This window comes from Streptomyces sp. NPDC031554, from assembly GCF_055580685.1.
The window spans coordinates 68528-85650 of record NZ_JBVIKX010000019.1; the positions used below are offsets into that span (position 1 = coordinate 68528).

Genomic DNA, 17123 nt, shown 5'->3' on the forward strand with positions numbered 1-17123 from the left:
CCGAACGGCCCCGGCGCGTCGCGGACGCGCCCCGCGTGCGGTGGTCCGTCACGGGTGCGGCGGTCCGTCACGGGTGCGGCGGTCCGTCACGGGTGGTCGGCCGCCGCCGGTCGGGCCGGGAGCCGTACGGTGAAGGTGGTCGCCCCAGGAACGCTGTCGAGGGTGACGCCGCCGCCGTGCGCCTCGGCCACGGCGGCCACGATCGACAGGCCGAGACCGGTTCCGGTGCCGCCCGGCACGCCTTCCGCACGGCGGCGTTCCCCGTGGGTGAAGCGCTCGAAGACCCGGGGGCGGACGTCCGCGGGGACGCCGGGGCCGTCGTCGTGGACCCTCAGCTCCGCCGTCGTGCCGTCGGTCTCCACCGAGACGGTGATCGTGGTGCCGACGGGTGTGTGCAGGCGCGCGTTGGCCAGCAGGTTGGCCAGTACCTGGTGGAGGCGGTGGACGTCGCCCGTCACCGTCACCGGTTCCTCGGGCAGTTCCAGCGTCCAGTGGTGTCCGGGGCCCGCGGCCTGCGCGTCCGTCACGGCATCCAGGACCAGCCGGGTCAGGTCGACGGGCAGGCGCTCCAGGGGACGGCCGGCGTCGAGGCGGGCGAGGAGCAGCAGGTCGTCGACCATCTCGCCCATGCGGGCCGCCTCGGCCCCGATGCGCTCCAGGGCCCGCACCACCTTCGGCGGCACCGGGCCGGGGTGCAGCAGGGCCAGCTCCGCGTGGCCGCGGACCGTCGCCACGGGCGTGCGCAGTTCGTGGCTGGCGTCGGCGGCGAAACTGCGCAGCCGCTCCTCGCTGGCGTGCCGCTTGGTCAGCGCGTCCTCGACGTGGCCGAGCATGGTGTTGAAGGCGTCGGCGACCCGTCCCACCTCGCTGCGCGGGTCGGCCTCGGGCGCGCGCGGCCAGAGTTCCACCTCGCCGCTGGACAGCGGGAGGCCGCTGACCCGGGTGGCGGTCGCGGCGACCCGGCTGAGCGGTCGCAGCGACCAGCGCACCCACAGGGCCCCGGCGAAGCCGGCGACGAGCAGCGCCGCGCCGAAGACGACCGCGGCGACCAGTTCCAGCCGGTGGACGGTGGCCTCCACCGGTTCCATGGGGAGCCCGGTGATCAGGACGTCGCCGTCCACGCCGCGGAACGCCATCAGGCGGTACTCGCCGAGGGAAGAGAGTTCGGTCGTGTGCCCGTCGCCGTCGGCCGGCAGCCCTGCCAGCCGGCGGCCGTCGTACTCCCCGAGCGACACGCTCACCGTGCCCGTGCGACCGCCGGACGCCACCACCGCGGCGTTGGTGACCGTCTCCCCGACGAGCCGGGCGCCGAAGGTCCCGACGGTCTGGCGGCGGGTGTCCCCGTCGCCGTCCTCGTCGCCGTCGCGGTCCGAGGGCAGCGGCCCGGCGTGCTCCAGGCTGGCCGGGAACCGGGGGCCCGCCTCCCGCAGCTGCTGGTCGAGGCGGCCGGTGAGGAAGCCGTTCAGCTCCAGCACCGCCGCCACCCCGACGGCCGCGCAGCTGACCGCGAGCAGGACGACGAGTCCGGCGGTGAGCCGCGCCCGCAGGGTGTGCGGGCAGGGCGGGCGCGGCAGCCGCCGCCCCGTCCTGGCCGGGCGCGCCCGGCGTGCGAAGACCCGCCGCGGTCCGGTGCCCGCCGGGTCGCCGGTGTTCACCGGGTCACCGGCTTGAGCACGTATCCGGCGCCCCGCACCGTGTGGATCATGGGTGGGCGGCCCGCGTCCACCTTCTTGCGCAGGTAGGAGATGTACAGCTCGACGACGTGGGCCCGGCCGCCGAAGTCGTAGGACCACACGCGGTCGAGGATCTGGGTCTTGCTGAGCACCCGCCGCGGATTGCGCATCAGCAGCCGCAGCAGTTCGAACTCGGTCGGGGACAGCTCCACGAGGTCACCGCCGCGGGTGACCTCGCGGGCCTCCTCGTCCATGACCAGGTCGCCGACGGTCAGCCGCGGCCCGTCCTCGCTCTGCCGGGCCATGCCGGCCCGGCGCAGCAGACCGCGCAGCCGGGCCACGACCTCCTCCAGGCTGAACGGTTTCGTCACGTAGTCGTCGCCGCCCGCCGTGATGCCCGCGATGCGGTCCTCGACGGCGTCCCGCGCGGTCAGGAAGAGCACGCAGACGTCGGGACGCACGCCGTGCAGCGAGCGCAGCACGGAGAAGCCGTCGGTGTCCGGGAGCATCACGTCCAGGACGACGGCGTCGGGCAGCAGCTCGCGGGCCTCGGCGACGGCCGAGACGCCGTCGCCGGCCGTGCGCACCTCCCAGCCCTCGTAGCGCAGGGCGCCGGAGAGCACCTCGGCGAGGTCGGGGTCGTCGTCGACGACGAGGACCCGCAGGGGGGTGCCGTCGGTCCGGGTGAGGGCGGGGCGGCCGGAACCGCGGTGGCGGGGAGTGTTCATCTCACGTACCAGGATGCGGCCCCGGCGCGGCCGGGGCCGCCCCCGGACCTCTGAATCCGCTCTGAGTCCGCTCTGGGTCCGCCGTGCCACCGCTCCGCCCGGATCGCCTCGGCACCCCTTCCCACCTGCGGCGAACCCGTGCCGGGGCGGCCGCGCGCTGAGAGCGGGCTCAGAGGTTGCGTCGGCACAGTGTCGTCCCGTACGGCCGCAGCGGACGTGCGGAAGAGCCCGGGGGGACCGGGCAAACCGAAGGGACACACGGATGACGACGACGTACGCGCGACCAGGGGTCGCCCCCGCGCCCGCCGTGCCTCCCGCACCCGGGCGTTCCCCCGCGGGCCCCGTGCTGGCCGCCCTGTGGGGCGGGGCCGCCGCCGTGGTCGCCCTGTGGTGGTACGACACGGGGTCGGTGGTGGGGGCCGCGGGCTGGCTGACGGGTGCCGGGCGGATCGCGGGACTGCTGTCCGGGTACGCCTGCGCCGTGCTCGTCGCCCTGATGGCCCGCGTCCCGCTGCTGGAGCGGCGGATCGGGTCGGACCGGGTGACGCGCTGGCACGCGATGGCGGGCCGCTACACGATCTGCCTGCTGGCCGCCCACGTCGTGCTGATCCTGCTCGGGTACGCCGCCCAGGACCGCTCCTCGATCGTGGACGAGGCGGTCACGGTGGTCCTGGACTATCCGGAGATGCTCAAGGCCACCGCCGGCACCGTCGTGCTGTTCACGGTCGGGATCGTCTCGGCCCGCGCGGTGCGCCGCCGGGTCGGTCACGAGTTCTGGTACTACGTGCACCTGCTCACCTACGCCGCGGTCTTCCTCGCCTTCGGCCACCAGCTCGCCCTGGGATCCGACTTCACCGGCGGTGGGTGGGCACGGGCGGCCTGGTACGCGCTGTACCTGGGGGCCGCGGCCCTGGTGGTGTGGTTCCGGATCCTCGCCCCGGTCCGGCTCAACCTGCGGCACCGGCTGCGGGTCGACTCCGTGCACCGGGAGGCGCCGGGCGTGTACTCCGTCGTCGTCCGCGGCCGGCGGCTGGACGAGATGGGCGCGCTGCCCGGCCAGTTCCTGCGGTGGCGCTTCCTCACCGACGGCATGCGCTGGACCTCGACGCCGTACTCCCTGTCGGCGCCGCCGCGTCGGGACCTGCTGCGGATCACGGTCAAGGCGCTCGGCGACCACAGCGCCGCCGTCGCCCTGCTGCGGCCGGGCACCCGGGTGTGGGCGGAGGGGCCCTACGGGGCGCTGACCGCGGACCGGCGGACCTCGTCCAGGTCCCTGCTGATCGCGGGCGGCGTCGGCATCACCCCGCTGCGGGCCCTGTTCGAGACGCTGCCCGGCGAGGTCACGCTCGTCTACCGCGCCCGCACGGCGGAGGACCTCGCCCTGGGCGGGGAGCTGGAGGCCGTCGCACGGTGGCGCGGGGCCAGGGTGCTCTACGCACTCAACGGCCCGCACGGCCGGCGCCCGGACCTCACGGCCGGGTCCCTGCGCGCGGCCGTCCCCGACCTGGCCGCCCACGACGTGTACCTGTGCGGCCCGCACGGGTTCGCCCGGGACCTGTACGAGGCGCTGCGCGCCGCGGGGGTCCCGGACCGCCGCATCCACCACGAGTCCTTCGAACTGTGAGGCCGTCTTGCACACCTTGAGGAAGAACCATCCGCTGCGCCGCGTCGTGCTGGCGAGCGCCGCGACCGTCTCCGGGATCGTGCTGGTGCTGTCGCTGAAGCCGCACACGACGCCGGCCGTCGCCGGGCTCGCGCCCTCTCCCGCGGTGTCCGCCGGCTCCGGCGCCTCGGGCGGGACGGCCGGGGCGGGGAGCTCCGGCGGATCGACGGTCACCGGGACCCGGACGCTCACCGGGGACTCGGTCCGGACCCGCTACGGCCCCGTCCAGGTCCGCGTCACAGTGACGGACGGCAGGCTCACCGACGTCACCGCGGTCGCCTACCCGCAGGAGAACCCGAGGGACCAGCAGATCAACGGCTACGCCGTCCCGCAGTTGACCAGGGAGGCGCTCAGCGCCCAGAGCGCGGACATCGACACGGTCTCGGGCGCCACCTACACCAGCGACGGCTACCGCCGGTCGCTCCAGTCGGCGCTGGACTCCGCGGGCGGCTGACGGCCGCCGGGCGGGCCGTCCGGCCCGGCCGGGACCATCGGACGCCCCGCAGGGCCGGTCGGCCCTGGTGAGGCGGGTGCCCGCCCGGTTCGAATGGCCCGGTCAGGCGCACGCGCGGCCGCGGGAGACAGAGACCGGTGATGAACCCCACGACACGGACACCCGCCAGGGCCGGCGACGGCGGCCGGCCGGACGTCCCGGAGACACGGACGAGCGTCGAGCTGGACACGGCCGAGGCGCTGCGGCTGCTGGGCGGCGTGTCCCTGGGACGGATCGTCTTCACCCGGCACGCGCTGCCGACCGTCCGCCCCGTCAACCACGTCCTGGTCGACGGCGACATCGTCATCCGCACCCACGGGGACGCCGCGCTGACCCGGTACGCCCGGCAGAGCGGGGCCGAGGGGGCCGTCGTCGCCTACGAGGCCGACGACATCGACCCCGAGACCCATCTCGGCTGGAGCGTGGTCGTCACGGGCTATGCGCGGCTGGTCACCGACGCGGACGAACTCGCCCGCTACCGGGCCCTGTTGCGCCCCTGGGCGACGCAGCGGATGGATCACGCCGTCCGCATCGGCCCCGATCTGATCACCGGAGTCCGTCTGACGGCCCACGATCCGTCCCCGCCCGGGTGAGGCCCGGGGGCGGCCGGTTCCGCTCCCCCGCCCGTGGGCCGGCGCGTCGGCGCCGCCCGCCGCCCACGTCCCGACGGCACCGAGGTCGTGGACGCCGCCGCCCTCCCCGGCGCGGCGGACCGTCCCGGCCGCACCTCCGACGGCGGGCCGCCGCCCGGCCGGCCGCGCCCCTCACGCCCGTTCGGGTACGACCGCCACCGCGCAGGCGGCGTGGTGCAGCACCGAGTGGGCCACGCGCCCCAGTTGCAGGCCGAGGTGTCCGGGGTTGCGGCGGGCGCCGACCACCAGCAGGTCGGCCTCGTGCGAGGCCGCCAGGAGCACCCCGCGGGCCGGGCCCTCCACCGTGCGCCGGTGCGGTTCCAGGCCGGCGGGCACGTCCGCGAGCGCCTGCTCCAGGATCTCGGCGGCACGCAGCTCGTGCAGCCTGGCGGGTTCCCCGACGAACAGGGGGTGGTCGGTGCTCTCGTGCGCGGGGCACCGCCAGGCCCGTACGGCCTCCAGCGTCGCGTCGCGCAGGACGGCCTCCCGGACGGCGAAGCGCAGCGCGGCGGAGTCGGTGCCCTTGTCGCCGACGCCGACGACGACGCGGCTGTGCCGCCCGGTCCGGACCCGGTTGTCGTGACCGCCGCGCAGCACGATCACCGGGCAGTCGGCGTGGGCGGCGACGCTCAGGCCGACCGAGCCGAGCAGCACCTCGACGAGGCCGCTGCGGCCCCGGTGGCCGAGGACCAGGGCGCAGGCGTTGCGTCCCTCGCGGACGAGCGCGGAGTCGGGTTCCTCGGGCAGCACGTCGGTGGAGACCTCGACGTCGGGCCGGCGCAGCGCGGCCCTGCGCGCGGCGACCCGCACGACGGCCTCGGCCGTCACCTGCCCGTCCGGCCCCTCCAGGTCGCCGGTGAGGTCCTCGGCGAGCTCCTCCGCGAGGGAGTCGCCCTCGTACCGTTCCCAGAGGGAGGCGTACACCAGCCGGAGCGGGACCCCGCGCAGGGCTGCCTCGTCGGCCGCCCAGTCCACGGCCCGCAGGCTCGGCTCGGAACCGTCCACACCCACCACGAGGGGGAGGTCCATCGTGCTCACCGCCCCTCGTCCCGAGCGGCGACGGCACGGGCCCGGACCGCGGCGACGAGGGGCCCGGCGGACACTCGGAGGACCGCTGCGTTCATGGCTTCTCCTCCTCGGGAGGGTCAGTGGTGGGGGACCACGGCGACGGGGGCCGTCGCGTGGTGGAGGACCTCGTGCGTGACGTGGCCGACGTGGGCGCCGAACGGGCCGCGCCGGACGCGGCGGCCCACGACGACGAGGCAGGCCTCGCGGGCGGCGTCCACGACCTGGACGGCCGCGCCGCCGCAGCGGGACGTCTCGACGACCTCGACGTCCGGGAACTTCCGCCGCCACGGCCGCAGCGCCTCGGCGAGGGTCTCGGCCTCGCCCAGGGCCAGGGCCTCGTGGAGCGCGGGGTCGACGGGGGCGCCGTACGCGTGGGACGGCGGCGGGTTCCAGCCGTGGACGACGCGCAGGGACGTCTCGCGGAGCACGGCGGCGTCGAAGGCGAACCCGATCAAGGTCTCGTCCGGGTGGCCGGCGTCGAGTCCGAGCACCACCGGCCGAAACGGCGTCGCGGCGGACGGGATCCCCGCCGGGTCCGGCTCGTGCTCGTCGGCGGCCGCTTCCAGAGCGCGGACCAGGACGACGGGGCGGTCCGCGTGCGCGACGACGGACAGGCCCACGGAACCGACCGTGGATCCGCCGCTCCCGCCGGGACCGCGGGAGCCCAGCACCAGCAGTTCGGCGCTCCCCGCCGCCTCGGCGAGGACGTCGGCGGCCTGTCCGGGGAGCTGCTCGCCGGTCACCTCGACACCGGGGTGGCGCAGGCGGACGCCCCGGACGGCCTCCCGGAGGACGCGCCCGGTCCGCTCCGCCCGCGTCCCGGCGCCGGGCAGCGGTGCCCGGGACATCGGCTCCGGGGCCGGCTGCCGGACGTGCACGATCCTCAGCGGGAGGCCGCGCAGCCTCGCCTCGCGCGCCGCCCATTCCACGGCGGCGCGGCTCTCCCGCGAACCGTCGAGACCGGCGGTGACGGTGCGGCGCATGATCTCCACCTCCTCGTCGGGGGCCTCGGGCCCGGGGTCCGGGATGAGGGATCCTGAGCGAGGGGTCCTCCGACACCAGCGTCGCCCTCCACGGCGTCGCCCGGCCAGGGCCCACCGGTCCCGGGCCGGCGCCGACCGGCCCCCGTCCGGTGGGGTGCGCCGGTGGTCACCGGTACGCCGGCGGGCGCCGGTACGACTGTGGGCACGGGAGCGGCCGTGGGCGCGGGGGCGGCCGGCCGGAGCCGGCGTCGTACGTGGGGCGGACGCCGGAAGGGGGGACGTCGGAAGGGGGCAGTCAGCGGCCGAGGCCCGCGCCCCCGGCCGTCACCTCTGCCGGCGCGCCGGCCCCCTCAGGGGCATCGCCGGAGGCATCCGGGGGCGCCGGCGGAGACGCCCCTCCCTCCGGTTCACTCCAGCGTCCGGAGGAAGTCGGTGCAGGCCTGGGCGCAGGCGCGGCAGGCGGCCGCGCCGTCCTCGGCGCCCGGGTGCCGGTCGAAGGCGTGCGCGGCCTCCAGGCAGACGGTCCGGCACCACTCCACCTGGACCCGGATGCCCGCCTCGTCCACCCGGTTGTCCTCGGACAGCACACGGCAGGTCGCGTCGCAGACCTCCGCGCACATGATCCCCTTGCGGCGCGCGAACTCCTGTTCTTCGCTTCCGTCCGGATTCACCAGGCTCGCGCGCAGCGCGCTGGTCCGCGCGCACTCGGTGCACGCCTGCGCGCAGGCGAAGCGGTCCTCCAGAAACCGGAAGAGTTCCCGTTGGGATGCAGTCGAAGTCACACCGCGCGGGTAGCCGGGGCGAGCGGCGCCAAACCCGGCGGCGGCCGGGCCTCGCGGGACGCGGTGCCGGACCGGCACCGGTCCGGCGTCGACCCCGTACGGAGAGCTACGGGTGCCACCAAGCGGTTCACGCCCGATTAGTAGGGTATTGACCCGATATGACTAGCCCAGACATGCAGTTGGCCGCCACGAGCGGTCTGCTCAGCGTGGCCATGTTCGTGGTCGGTGTGGCCCTCGTGGCCCTGCTCGCCGGCAGCTTCTGGCTGGGCGCGCGCGTCAAGCAGCGCGAGCTGCCCCGGCCGCGCCCCGAGGAGCAGCCGCACCTGCCTCCGGAGGGACCCGTGCACGAGGTGCAGGAGATCCGGGAGCCCGACGAGGTACCGCGGACCGAGAAGGGGGGCCACGCCCTCACGCCGTACGAACTGACCAACATGCGGACCCGGCCGAGCACGTCGAAGTCGCGGCCGCGCTGGAGCGCCGGCAGCAGTGGTTCGTTCGGCGGGGGCGGACTGGGCGGGCACTGACCTTCCCGGGCCCGGACCGCACGGCGCCCCGGGCCCGGGGTGAGGGCGACCGGACGCAGACCGGTCCGCGGTCGCGCCGGGAGGCGGCCCGCTCCCGCCCGCCTCCTCGTCCGTGTCCGGGCCGGCCGGGGCGCGCGCCCCGGCCGGCCCGGACCGTCAGACGCCGACGTACGCCGCCAGGTGCTCGCCGGTGAGGGTGGAGCGGGCGGCGACGAGGTCGGCCGGAGTCCCCTCGAAGACGATCCGGCCGCCGTCGTGGCCCGCGCCGGGACCGAGGTCGATGATCCAGTCGGCGTGCGCCATGACCGCCGGGTGGTGCTCGACGACGACGACCGACTTGCCGGCGTCGACCAGCCGGTCCAGCAGTGCGAGCAGTTGCTCCACGTCGGCGAGGTGCAGGCCGGTGGTCGGCTCGTCGAGGACGTGGACGCCGCCCTTGTCCCCCAGGTGGGTGGCGAGCTTGAGCCGCTGCCGCTCGCCGCCGGACAGCGTGGTGAGCGGCTGCCCGAGGGTGAGGTAGCCGAGCCCGACGTCGGCGAGCCGGGCGAGGACGCGCTGCGCGGCGGGGACGCGTGCCTCGCCGGAGCCGAAGAACTCCTCGGCCTCGGTCACCGGCATCGCGAGCACCTCGCTGATGTCCCGGCCGCCGAGGCGGTGGCCGAGCACCTCCGCCCGGTACCGCCTGCCCTCGCACTCCTCGCAGGGGCCGGCCACGCCGGCCATCATCGCCAGGTCGGTGTAGACGACGCCCGCGCCGTTGCAGGTGGGGCAGGCGCCCGCGGAGTTGGCGCTGAACAGGGCCGGCTTGACGCCGTTGGCCTTGGCGAACGCCTTGCGGATCGGGTCGAGCAGGCCGGTGTAGGTCGCCGGGTTGCTGCGCCGTGATCCCCTGATGGGGCTCTGGTCGACCGTCACCACTCCCGCGTCGGCGGGGACCGACCCGTGGACGAGCGAGCTCTTGCCGGAGCCGGCGACCCCCGTGACGACGACGAGCACACCGAGCGGGATGTCCACGTCGACGCCCTGGAGGTTGTGCGCCGTGGCGCCGCGGATCTCCAGCGCCCCGGTCGGCCTGCGCACGGACTCCTTCACCGCGGCCCGGTCGTCGAGGTGGCGGCCGGTGACGGTGCCGGCGGCCCGCAGCCCCTCGACGGTGCCCTCGTAGCAGACGGTGCCGCCCGCGCCGCCGGCGCCGGGGCCGAGGTCGACGACGTGGTCGGCGATCGCGATCGTCTGCGGCTTGTGCTCCACGACGAGCACGGTGTTGCCCTTGTCCCGCAGGCGCAGCAGCAGGTCGTTCATCCGCCGGATGTCGTGGGGGTGCAGGCCGGTGGTGGGCTCGTCGAAGACGTAGGTGATGTCGGTGAGCGAGGAGCCGAGGTGGCGGATCATCTTGACGCGCTGTGCCTCGCCGCCGGACAGGGTGCCCGCCGGCCGGTCCAGCGAGAGGTAGCCGAGGCCGATCTCCGCGAACGAGTCGAGGGTGCCGCGCAACGTCGTCAGCAGCGGCGCCACCGACGGCACGTCGAGCTTGCGGACCCATGCGGCGAGGTCGGTGACCTGCATGGCGCAGGCGTCGGCGATGCTGATCCCGTCGATCCTCGACGAGCGGGCGCCCTCGCTGAGCCGGGTGCCGTCGCACTCGGGACAGACGGTGAAGGTGGTGGCGCGCTCCACGAAGGCGCGCACATGGGGCTGGAGTGCGTCGACGTCCTTGGAGAGCATCGACTTCCGGATCTTCGGGATCAGCCCTTCGTACGTCAGGTTGATGCCGTCGACCTTGATCTTGGTCGGCTCCTTGTGGAGGAGGTCGTGCAGTTCCCGCTCGGTGAACTCGCGGATCGGCTTGTCCGGGTCGAAGAAGCCGCAGCCGCTGAAGATGCCGCCGTACCAGCCGTCCACGCTGTAGCCGGGGACCGTGAGCGCGCCGCCGGCGAGGGACTTGCCGTCGTCGTAGAGCTGGGTGAGGTCGATGTCGGAGACCGTGCCCCGGCCCTCGCAGCGGGTGCACATGCCGCCGGTGCGCTCGTAGGTCGCCTTCACCGTCTCCTTGGCGCCGCGCTCGACGGTGATGCCGCCGCTGGCCCGCACCGAGGCGGTGTTGAAGGAGTAGGCGCTGGGCGGGCCGATGTGCGGCTCGCCGAGCCGGCTGAAGAGGATGCGCAGCATCGCGTTGGCGTCGGTGGCGGTGCCGACCGTGGAGCGGGGGTCGGCGCCCATCCGCTGCTGGTCGACGATGATCGCGGTCGTCAGCCCGTCGAGCACGTCGACGTCGGGCCGTGCGAGCGTCGGCATGAAGCCCTGCACGAAGGCGCTGTACGTCTCGTTGATCAGCCGCTGCGACTCGGCGGCGATCGTGTCGAAGACCAGCGAGCTCTTGCCCGAGCCGGACACCCCCGTGAAGACGGTCAGCCGGCGCTTCGGGATCTCGACGCTGACGTCCTTGAGGTTGTTCACGCGCGCGCTGTGCACGCGGATCACGTCGTGGGTGTCGGCGGCGGGCGGCGCGGACGGCCGCCCGTCCGTCCTGTTCGCGGGGCTCATCAACTGTCTCCGTCCGTGTTCCTGGGCATCGCCCCCACGCTATGCGCCGCCCGCCTCCCGGCGCTTTCCGTTTCCCGATCGAACTCGCCGATCGAACTCGCCGATCGAACTCACTGATCGAAATCCCTGACCGAACCGGTCCGTTCCTGTCCGGTCGGAAGGCCCGAAACCGTGTCATACCGTACGCGTCGTCGGTGAAGCGGCGCCCCGACGGCCCGTGCCGCACACCCGGGCCGCGATCGGCCAGCTTCGGGCGTGAACGGTCAGTAAGCGACATCCCGGAGCGGGGCGGGCGCGAAGGCGCTGAGATGGCTTGAATCGTCGCGCAAGGTGAGGTGGAACATGGCCGACTTGGTGCAGGCGGAACCGGTGGAACGACGGTACGGCTGCCGCGCCCCTGTGCGCGAGAAGACTCCGGGCGGGGCGGAGGAGCGGTTCCGGGGGCTGCTGGAGGCGGCCCCGGACGCGATGGTCATCGTCGACGACCGGGGCACCATCCGGCTCGTCAACGCCCAGACCGAGGTGCTCTTCGGCTACCGCCGGGAGGAACTCCTCGACCAGCCGGTCGAGTTGCTGCTGCCGCACCGCTTCCGCGAGCAGCACACCGGGCATCGCGGCGGATACACGGCCAACCGCCAGGTCCGGCCCATGGGCGCCGGTCTCGAACTGCTCGGACTGCGCAAGGACGGCACCGAGTTCCCCGTCGAGATCAGTCTGAGCCCTCTGGAGACCACGGACGGGCTGCTGGTGTCGGCGGCGGTCCGCGACGTCTCCGACCGCAAGGCCGCCGAGGCCCGCATCAACGAGCTGGCCGCCCTCGTGGAGTCCTCGCAGGACGCCATCCTCGCCCACACCCTGGACGGCTACGTCACCTACTGGAACGCGGCGGCACAGCGCCTGTACGGCTACACCGCCGACGAGGCCATCGGCCGGCACGTCTCGCTGCTGGCCCCGCCCGAGCTGCGCGGTGAGGTCAGGACGCTGCTGCGGCAGCTGCGGCGGGGCCGGAAGGTGGAGCACTTCGAGACGCTGAAGGTCACCAGCGCCGGTGCGCTGCTGGACGTGGACGTGACCCTGTGGCCCACCCGGGACGCCCACGGCACGGTGGTCGGGGCGTGCGCGATCGTGCGGGACATCAGCGACCGCAAGCGCGCCCAGGCCGAACTGACCGAACTGTACGAGCAGCAGCGGCACATCGCCCTCACGCTCCAGCGCAGTCTGATGGGCACTCCGCCCGCACTGCCCGGCCTGGCCACCGCCAGCCGCTACCGGCCCGCCACGCAGGGCGCCGGCGTGGGCGGCGACTGGTTCGACCTGGTGCCGCTGGGCGGCGGCCGGGTGGGGGTGCTGATAGGCGACGTGATGGGACGGGGGCTGGAGGCGGCCGCCGTGATGGGCCAGCTGCGCTCGGCCGCGCACGCGCTGGCGAAGACCGGCATGCAGCCGCGGCAGCTGATGCGGGCGCTGGACACCTGCGTCGCCGACCTGGACGTGCCCGACCAGCTCGTGACCTGCTGCTACCTGGTGATCACCCCGCGGACGGGCATGGTGACGATCTGTTCGGCGGGCCACCTGCCGGTCCTGGTCGCGGGGGCCGGCAAGGGGGTGCGGGCGGTCGACTGCCCCGTCAACATGCCCCTCGGGGTCGGCGACGGCCCGTTCGAGCAGGCCCGCACGCAGATACCGCCGGGAGCCACCCTGGTGCTGTACACGGACGGACTGATCGAGACGCCGGGCAGCGACATCGAACTGCGCATCGGCGAACTCACCGTGCTGCTGGAGAAGCTGTTCACCGACGTGCCCTGTCTGGAGACGGCCGCCGACCAGGTGCTCGCCGGTCTTCTGCCGGACCCGGAGAGCCACAACGACGACGTGACCCTCCTGCTGGCGCAGCTCCCGGCGACCTAGGAAGGGTCACCCGGAGACCGGGGCGGACAGGGCCGGACCGAGCCGGACAGGGCGGGGACGGACCGGCCGGGGACGGACGGTCCGGAGACGGGTCCTCATGGCGAGGACGCGTCCCCGGACGAGGGCGGTCGACCGGTTTCAGGCCGGGGCGGTGAAGCCCCGGCCGCCGGTTCCGACGGCCCGGGTCGGGTGCGGCCGCCGTACCGGGCGGAGGGCGCCCGTCGCACGCGCGTGGGCGTCGAGGTGGGCCTCGACGTACGGGACGGCCACCGTCTCCAGCTCGCCGTCGACGAAGGCGGGCTGGACGTTGACCTCGAAGACGACGCCGCCGTTCTCCACGGCCAGGTCGACCCCCGCGAAGGGCAGGCCGACCGACGCGGTGGCGGCGACGGCGAGTTCGGTGAGCCGGGGCGGCAGGTCCGGCGGGGCGATGGGGACCGGGGTGGCTCCCCGGCAGGTGTTGCAGGGGGTGTCGGCGGCGGGCTGGAGATGTTCGCGGGCGTGCACGACGCGTTTGCCGAGGACGAAGACACGGAACTGGTGGCGCAGTCCGTCGGCGGTGAAGTTGCCCGCGTCGCGGGAGAGCATCCAGTCGGTGCCGTGCCCGGCGTAGTAGGCGGTGGCCTCCTCCAGCCGGGCGCGGGTGGTGATGTGGAAGGTGTCGTCGCCGCCGGTGCCGACGACGGGCCGCGCCCACGCGTCGCCCCCGAGCCGTTCGAACGCCTCGCCGGCCTCCCGTGCGGTGGGACGGGACAGGACGACGGTCTCCATCTGGGCGATGCCGTCCCGGCGGAAGCGTTCCACGGTGAGGTTCTTCTCCGTGGCGGTCCGCCAGGCCTCGGGGCCGGTGCCGAGCGTGACCACGTCATGGCGCTCCAGGAGTTCCTGGAAGCCGGCCAGGGCACGGCGGCGGTGCGGCGGTATCTCGTACAGCACGACGATGTCGGGCACGAAGTCCAGCCCCTGCTCGGCGACCCGCAGGCGTAAGCGGTCTCCGTCGCGGAGGGCGCGACCGGACCCCCCGGTCGCGAAGTGGCGGGCGTCGACCCGCACGGGCGGTGTGCCGGTGAGCAGTTCCACGGCGTCGGCGAGGTACTCCCGGCACCCCTCGGACGACGTCGGGTCGGCGATCAGGGCGATGCACGGTCGGGACACAGCGGCCTCCAGTGGCTCTCGACGCACGCTCGTGCCACGGGCCCGGTCGCGCGGCCCGAACGCCGTCACGGTGTGGTGCCTGTCGCGTGGATGGTCCTCGCACCCGTCGCCCTGGGAGCCGCGCCGGTGTGCGGGCCGTCCCCGGCCCGGACGACCGCCGGGGCCGGGGACGGCCGGGGACCACGCAAGGTTGGGGCTCGCCCCGCCGGGAATCCGTGCCGCGGGGCGGACCGACCACTCTAGGCACCCGGTTCGGCGCCGTGCCAGGGCGCACGCGCGCCTGTTCCCTGCCCCTCCCCCTGCGCCGTCCGCCCCGATCCGTGCGCCCTGTCCGGTGTGCCGGTCAGCCGTCCCAGGTCCAGTCGGTGACCTCCGGCAGATCGGTGCCGTGGACCCGGATCCAGTCGTGGTGGCGCAGCCGGACGTCCTCCATCCGCCGGCGTACGGCCGCGGCGCGCACCGCGAGGCCGGGGACGCGGTCGATGACGTCCATGACCAGCCGGTAGCGGTCGAGGTCGTTGCGGACGACCATGTCGAACGGCGTGGTCGTCGTGCCGATCTCCTTGTAGCCGCGCACGTGCAGGTTGCCGTGGCCGGTGCGACGGTAGGCGAGCCGGTGGATCAGCCACGGATAGCCGTGGTAGGCGAAGATGACGGGCCTGTCGGTGGTGAACAGGCCGTCGTACTCGAAGTCGCTCATGCCGTGCGGGTGTTCCTCGCTCGGCAGCAGGCGGGCGATGTCGACGACGTTGACCACGCGGACCGCGAGTTCGGGCAGGTGCCGGCGGAGCAGCTGGGCGGCCGCCAGCACCTCCTGGGTCGGCACGTCACCCGCGCAGCCGAGGACCACGTCCGGTTCGCGGCCGTCGTTCCCGGTCCCCGCCCAGTCCCAGACGCCGGCGCCGCGGGCGCAGTGGGCGCGGGCCTGCTCCATCGTCAGCCAGTCGAAGCAGGGCTGTTTGCCGGCCACGACCACGTTGACGTAGTCGCGGCTGCGCAGCACGTGGTCGGCGACCGACAGCAGTGTGTTGGTGTCCGGCGGCAGGTAGACGCGGACGGCCTCGGGGCTCTTGTTGAGGATGTGGTCGACGAAGCCCGGATCCTGGTGGGAGAAACCGTTGTGGTCCTGGCGCCAGACGTGCGACGTCAGAAGGTAGTTGAGGGAGGCGATGGGCACCCGCCAGGGCAGCCGGCGGGTCACCCGCAGCCATTTGATGTGCTGGTCGACCATCGAGTCGACGATGTGCACGAACGCCTCGTAGCAGGAGAACAACCCGTGCCGGCCGGTGAGCAGGTACCCCTCCAGCCAGCCCTGGCAGGTGTGTTCGGAGAGGATCTCCATCACCCGGCCGTGCCGGTCGAGGTGTTCGTCGACCTGGAGGGTCTGCGCCTGCCAGGCCTTGCCGCTGGCGCCGTACACGGCCTGGAGCCGGTTGGAGGCGGTCTCGTCGGGTCCGACCAGCCGGAAGTCGCGTCGCTCGGCGGTGGAGCGCATCACCTCCTCCAGCAACTCGCCCAGGACGTAAGTGGGTTCGTGCAGCGTCGTACCGGGCTTGTCGACGGGGACGGCGTACGACTCCAGGTCGGGCAGCGGGAGTTCACGCAGCAGCAGTCCGCCGTTGGCGTGCGGGGTGGCGCCGAGGCGGCGGGGGCCCTCGGGGATCCGGGCCAGGACGTCGTGCCGGGGGGCGCCCCGCTCGTCGAAGAGTTCCTCGGGCCGGTAGGAGCGCAGCCACGCCTCCAGTTGGCGCAGGTGCTCCGGGTCGTCCCGGACGGCGGAGAGCGGCACCTGATGGGCGCGCCAGGTGCCCTCCACCGGGAGGCCGTCGACCTGCGCGGGTCCGGTCCAGCCCTTCGGGGTGCGCAGCACGATCACCGGCCAGCGGGGGCGTTCGCCGGCGCCCTCCTCGCGGGCGGCGCGCTGGATCGCGGCGATCCGGTCCAGCGCGGTGTCCATGGCCCCGGCCATCGCGCGGTGCACGGCGGCCGGGTCGTCGCCGGTGACGTGGATCGGGTCGTGGCCGTAGCCCCGCAGCAGCTCGTCGAGTTCGGGCTCGGGGATCCGGGCCAGCACCGTCGGGTTGGCGATCTTGTAGCCGTTGAGGTGGAGGATCGGCAGGACGGCTCCGTCGTGGACGGGGTCGAGGAACTTGTTGGAGTGCCAGGACGCGGCCAGCGGGCCGGTCTCCGCCTCGCCGTCGCCGATCACGCAGGCGACGAGCAGGTCCGGGTTGTCGTAGGCGGCGCCGTAGGCGTGGGAGAGCGCGTAGCCGAGTTCGCCGCCCTCGTGGATGGAGCCGGGCGTCTCGGGGGCGACGTGGCTGGGGACGCCGCCCGGGAAGGAGAACTGCCGGAACAGCCGGGCCATGCCGGCCGCGTCCCGCGTGACGTCGGGGTAGGTCTCGGTGTACGAGCCCTCCAGCCAGGAGTTGGCGACCACCGCCGGCCCGCCGTGGCCGGGGCCCCACACGCACAGGGCGTCGAGGTCGCGGCCGCGGATGACGCGGTTGAGGTGGGTGTACACGAGGTTCAGCCCGGGCGAGGTGCCCCAGTGACCGAGCAGCCTCGGCTTGACGTGCTCCGGCCGCAGCGGCTCGGTGAGCAGGGGGTTGGCCATGAGGTAGATCTGACCGACGGACAGGTAGTTCGCGGCGCGCCAGTGGGCGTCCAGCGTCCTCAGCTCGTCGTCGGTGAGGCGGTCGGACGGCTGCCGGGTGTCGACGGACATCGGGGTCCCTTCCGGATCGGTTGTCGGCGGGAGGCGCGGGCGGGTCCGTTCCCTCCCACCCTCTCCCGGTCACCGGGTACCCGCCAGGGCCCACCGACGCGTCCGACCCGCCCGGCCCGACCGGGTGGCCCCACCGGCCGGCCGGGTCCGGCGGCCCGGCCGATCCCTTCGGCCGATCCCCTCGAACGGGCCGGCGGGGCCCTGACGGGTTCCGGAGCCTCCGGCGCGGGTGCGGGGCCCGC

General features: G+C 74.5%; 13 protein-coding genes. 5 read left to right on the forward strand and 8 right to left on the reverse strand.

Annotated features, from left to right (window positions below; genetic code table 11):
- Nucleotides 1-86 precede the first annotated feature (86 nt).
- Nucleotides 87-1574, reverse strand: coding sequence for a sensor histidine kinase (locus ACZ5FU_RS33280; RefSeq protein ID WP_451781095.1), 1488 nt, complete (start codon nucleotides 1572-1574; stop codon nucleotides 87-89).
- A 77-nt stretch (nucleotides 1575-1651) separates the two neighbouring features.
- Nucleotides 1652-2401, reverse strand: a complete 750-nt coding sequence (locus ACZ5FU_RS33285; protein WP_451530391.1) for a response regulator transcription factor — start codon at nucleotides 2399-2401, stop codon at nucleotides 1652-1654.
- A gap of 262 nt (nucleotides 2402-2663) precedes the next feature.
- Here ACZ5FU_RS33285 and ACZ5FU_RS33290 point away from each other — a divergent pair, with 262 nt between their 5' ends.
- The 3 genes from ACZ5FU_RS33290 to ACZ5FU_RS33300 all read left to right on the forward strand — a co-directional run bounded on the left by ACZ5FU_RS33290 (nucleotide 2664) and on the right by ACZ5FU_RS33300 (nucleotide 5150).
- Nucleotides 2664-4025: a ferredoxin reductase family protein gene (locus tag ACZ5FU_RS33290; protein ID WP_469047694.1), complete on the forward strand. Its 1362-nt coding sequence runs from the start codon at nucleotides 2664-2666 to the stop codon at nucleotides 4023-4025.
- 7 nt (nucleotides 4026-4032) lie between these two features.
- Nucleotides 4033-4518 carry an FMN-binding protein gene (locus ACZ5FU_RS33295; RefSeq protein ID WP_451530393.1) on the forward strand — a complete coding sequence of 162 codons (486 nt, stop codon included), beginning with the start codon at nucleotides 4033-4035 and terminating at the stop codon, nucleotides 4516-4518.
- 140 nt (nucleotides 4519-4658) lie between these two features.
- Complete coding sequence (locus tag ACZ5FU_RS33300) at nucleotides 4659-5150, forward strand: pyridoxamine 5'-phosphate oxidase family protein (protein WP_451530394.1); 492 nt, start codon at nucleotides 4659-4661, stop codon at nucleotides 5148-5150.
- 171 nt (nucleotides 5151-5321) lie between these two features.
- Here the strand turns inward: ACZ5FU_RS33300 and ACZ5FU_RS33305 are convergent, their stop codons facing one another.
- The 3 genes from ACZ5FU_RS33305 to ACZ5FU_RS33315 form a co-directional block, all read right to left on the reverse strand.
- Nucleotides 5322-6218, reverse strand: a complete 897-nt coding sequence (locus tag ACZ5FU_RS33305) for a universal stress protein (RefSeq protein WP_451530399.1) — start codon at nucleotides 6216-6218, stop codon at nucleotides 5322-5324.
- Nucleotides 6219-6334: 116 nt separating this feature from the next.
- Nucleotides 6335-7240, reverse strand: coding sequence for a universal stress protein (locus ACZ5FU_RS33310; RefSeq protein ID WP_469047696.1), 906 nt, complete (start codon nucleotides 7238-7240; stop codon nucleotides 6335-6337).
- 407 nt (nucleotides 7241-7647) lie between these two features.
- Complete coding sequence (locus ACZ5FU_RS33315) at nucleotides 7648-8022, reverse strand: four-helix bundle copper-binding protein (protein WP_469047698.1); 375 nt, start codon at nucleotides 8020-8022, stop codon at nucleotides 7648-7650.
- Between the two features lie 158 nt (nucleotides 8023-8180).
- On the opposite strand from ACZ5FU_RS33315, the gene ACZ5FU_RS33320 reads away from it, so the two are divergent.
- Complete coding sequence (locus ACZ5FU_RS33320; protein WP_469047699.1) at nucleotides 8181-8546, forward strand: DUF6479 family protein; 366 nt, start codon at nucleotides 8181-8183, stop codon at nucleotides 8544-8546.
- A 156-nt stretch (nucleotides 8547-8702) separates the two neighbouring features.
- Here the strand turns inward: ACZ5FU_RS33320 and ACZ5FU_RS33325 are convergent, their stop codons facing one another.
- Nucleotides 8703-11090: an ATP-binding cassette domain-containing protein gene (locus ACZ5FU_RS33325; protein ID WP_469047700.1), complete on the reverse strand. Its 2388-nt coding sequence runs from the start codon at nucleotides 11088-11090 to the stop codon at nucleotides 8703-8705.
- 369 nt (nucleotides 11091-11459) lie between these two features.
- Here ACZ5FU_RS33325 and ACZ5FU_RS33330 point away from each other — a divergent pair, with 369 nt between their 5' ends.
- The gene (locus ACZ5FU_RS33330) at nucleotides 11460-12998 is read left to right on the forward strand and encodes a PAS domain S-box protein (RefSeq protein ID WP_451530843.1); all 1539 of its coding nucleotides are present in this window, start codon (nucleotides 11460-11462) and stop codon (nucleotides 12996-12998) included.
- Nucleotides 12999-13136: 138 nt separating this feature from the next.
- Here the strand turns inward: ACZ5FU_RS33330 and ACZ5FU_RS33335 are convergent, their stop codons facing one another.
- Complete coding sequence (locus tag ACZ5FU_RS33335) at nucleotides 13137-14153, reverse strand: ATP-grasp domain-containing protein (protein WP_468839643.1); 1017 nt, start codon at nucleotides 14151-14153, stop codon at nucleotides 13137-13139.
- Nucleotides 14154-14496: 343 nt separating this feature from the next.
- On the reverse strand, nucleotides 14497-16881 hold the full coding sequence (locus tag ACZ5FU_RS33340) for a phosphoketolase family protein (protein ID WP_469047702.1): 2385 nt from the start codon (nucleotides 16879-16881) through the stop codon (nucleotides 14497-14499).
- Nucleotides 16882-17123: the final 242 nt, after the last annotated feature.

Bases quoted from the DNA above. Each gene is read 5' to 3' on its own strand.
- ACZ5FU_RS33325 (WP_469047700.1), bottom strand. From the start codon at position 11,090: ATGAGCCCCGCGAACAGGACGGACGGGCGGCCGTCCGCGCCGCCCGCC.
- ACZ5FU_RS33300 (WP_451530394.1), top strand. From the start codon at position 4,659: ATGAACCCCACGACACGGACACCCGCCAGGGCCGGCGACGGCGGCCGG.
- ACZ5FU_RS33285 (WP_451530391.1), bottom strand. From the start codon at position 2,401: ATGAACACTCCCCGCCACCGCGGTTCCGGCCGCCCCGCCCTCACCCGG.
- ACZ5FU_RS33340 (WP_469047702.1), bottom strand. From the start codon at position 16,881: ATGTCCGTCGACACCCGGCAGCCGTCCGACCGCCTCACCGACGACGAG.
- ACZ5FU_RS33320 (WP_469047699.1), top strand. From the start codon at position 8,181: ATGACTAGCCCAGACATGCAGTTGGCCGCCACGAGCGGTCTGCTCAGC.
- ACZ5FU_RS33310 (WP_469047696.1), bottom strand. From the start codon at position 7,240: ATGCGCCGCACCGTCACCGCCGGTCTCGACGGTTCGCGGGAGAGCCGC.
- ACZ5FU_RS33305 (WP_451530399.1), bottom strand. From the start codon at position 6,218: ATGGACCTCCCCCTCGTGGTGGGTGTGGACGGTTCCGAGCCGAGCCTG.
- ACZ5FU_RS33290 (WP_469047694.1), top strand. From the start codon at position 2,664: ATGACGACGACGTACGCGCGACCAGGGGTCGCCCCCGCGCCCGCCGTG.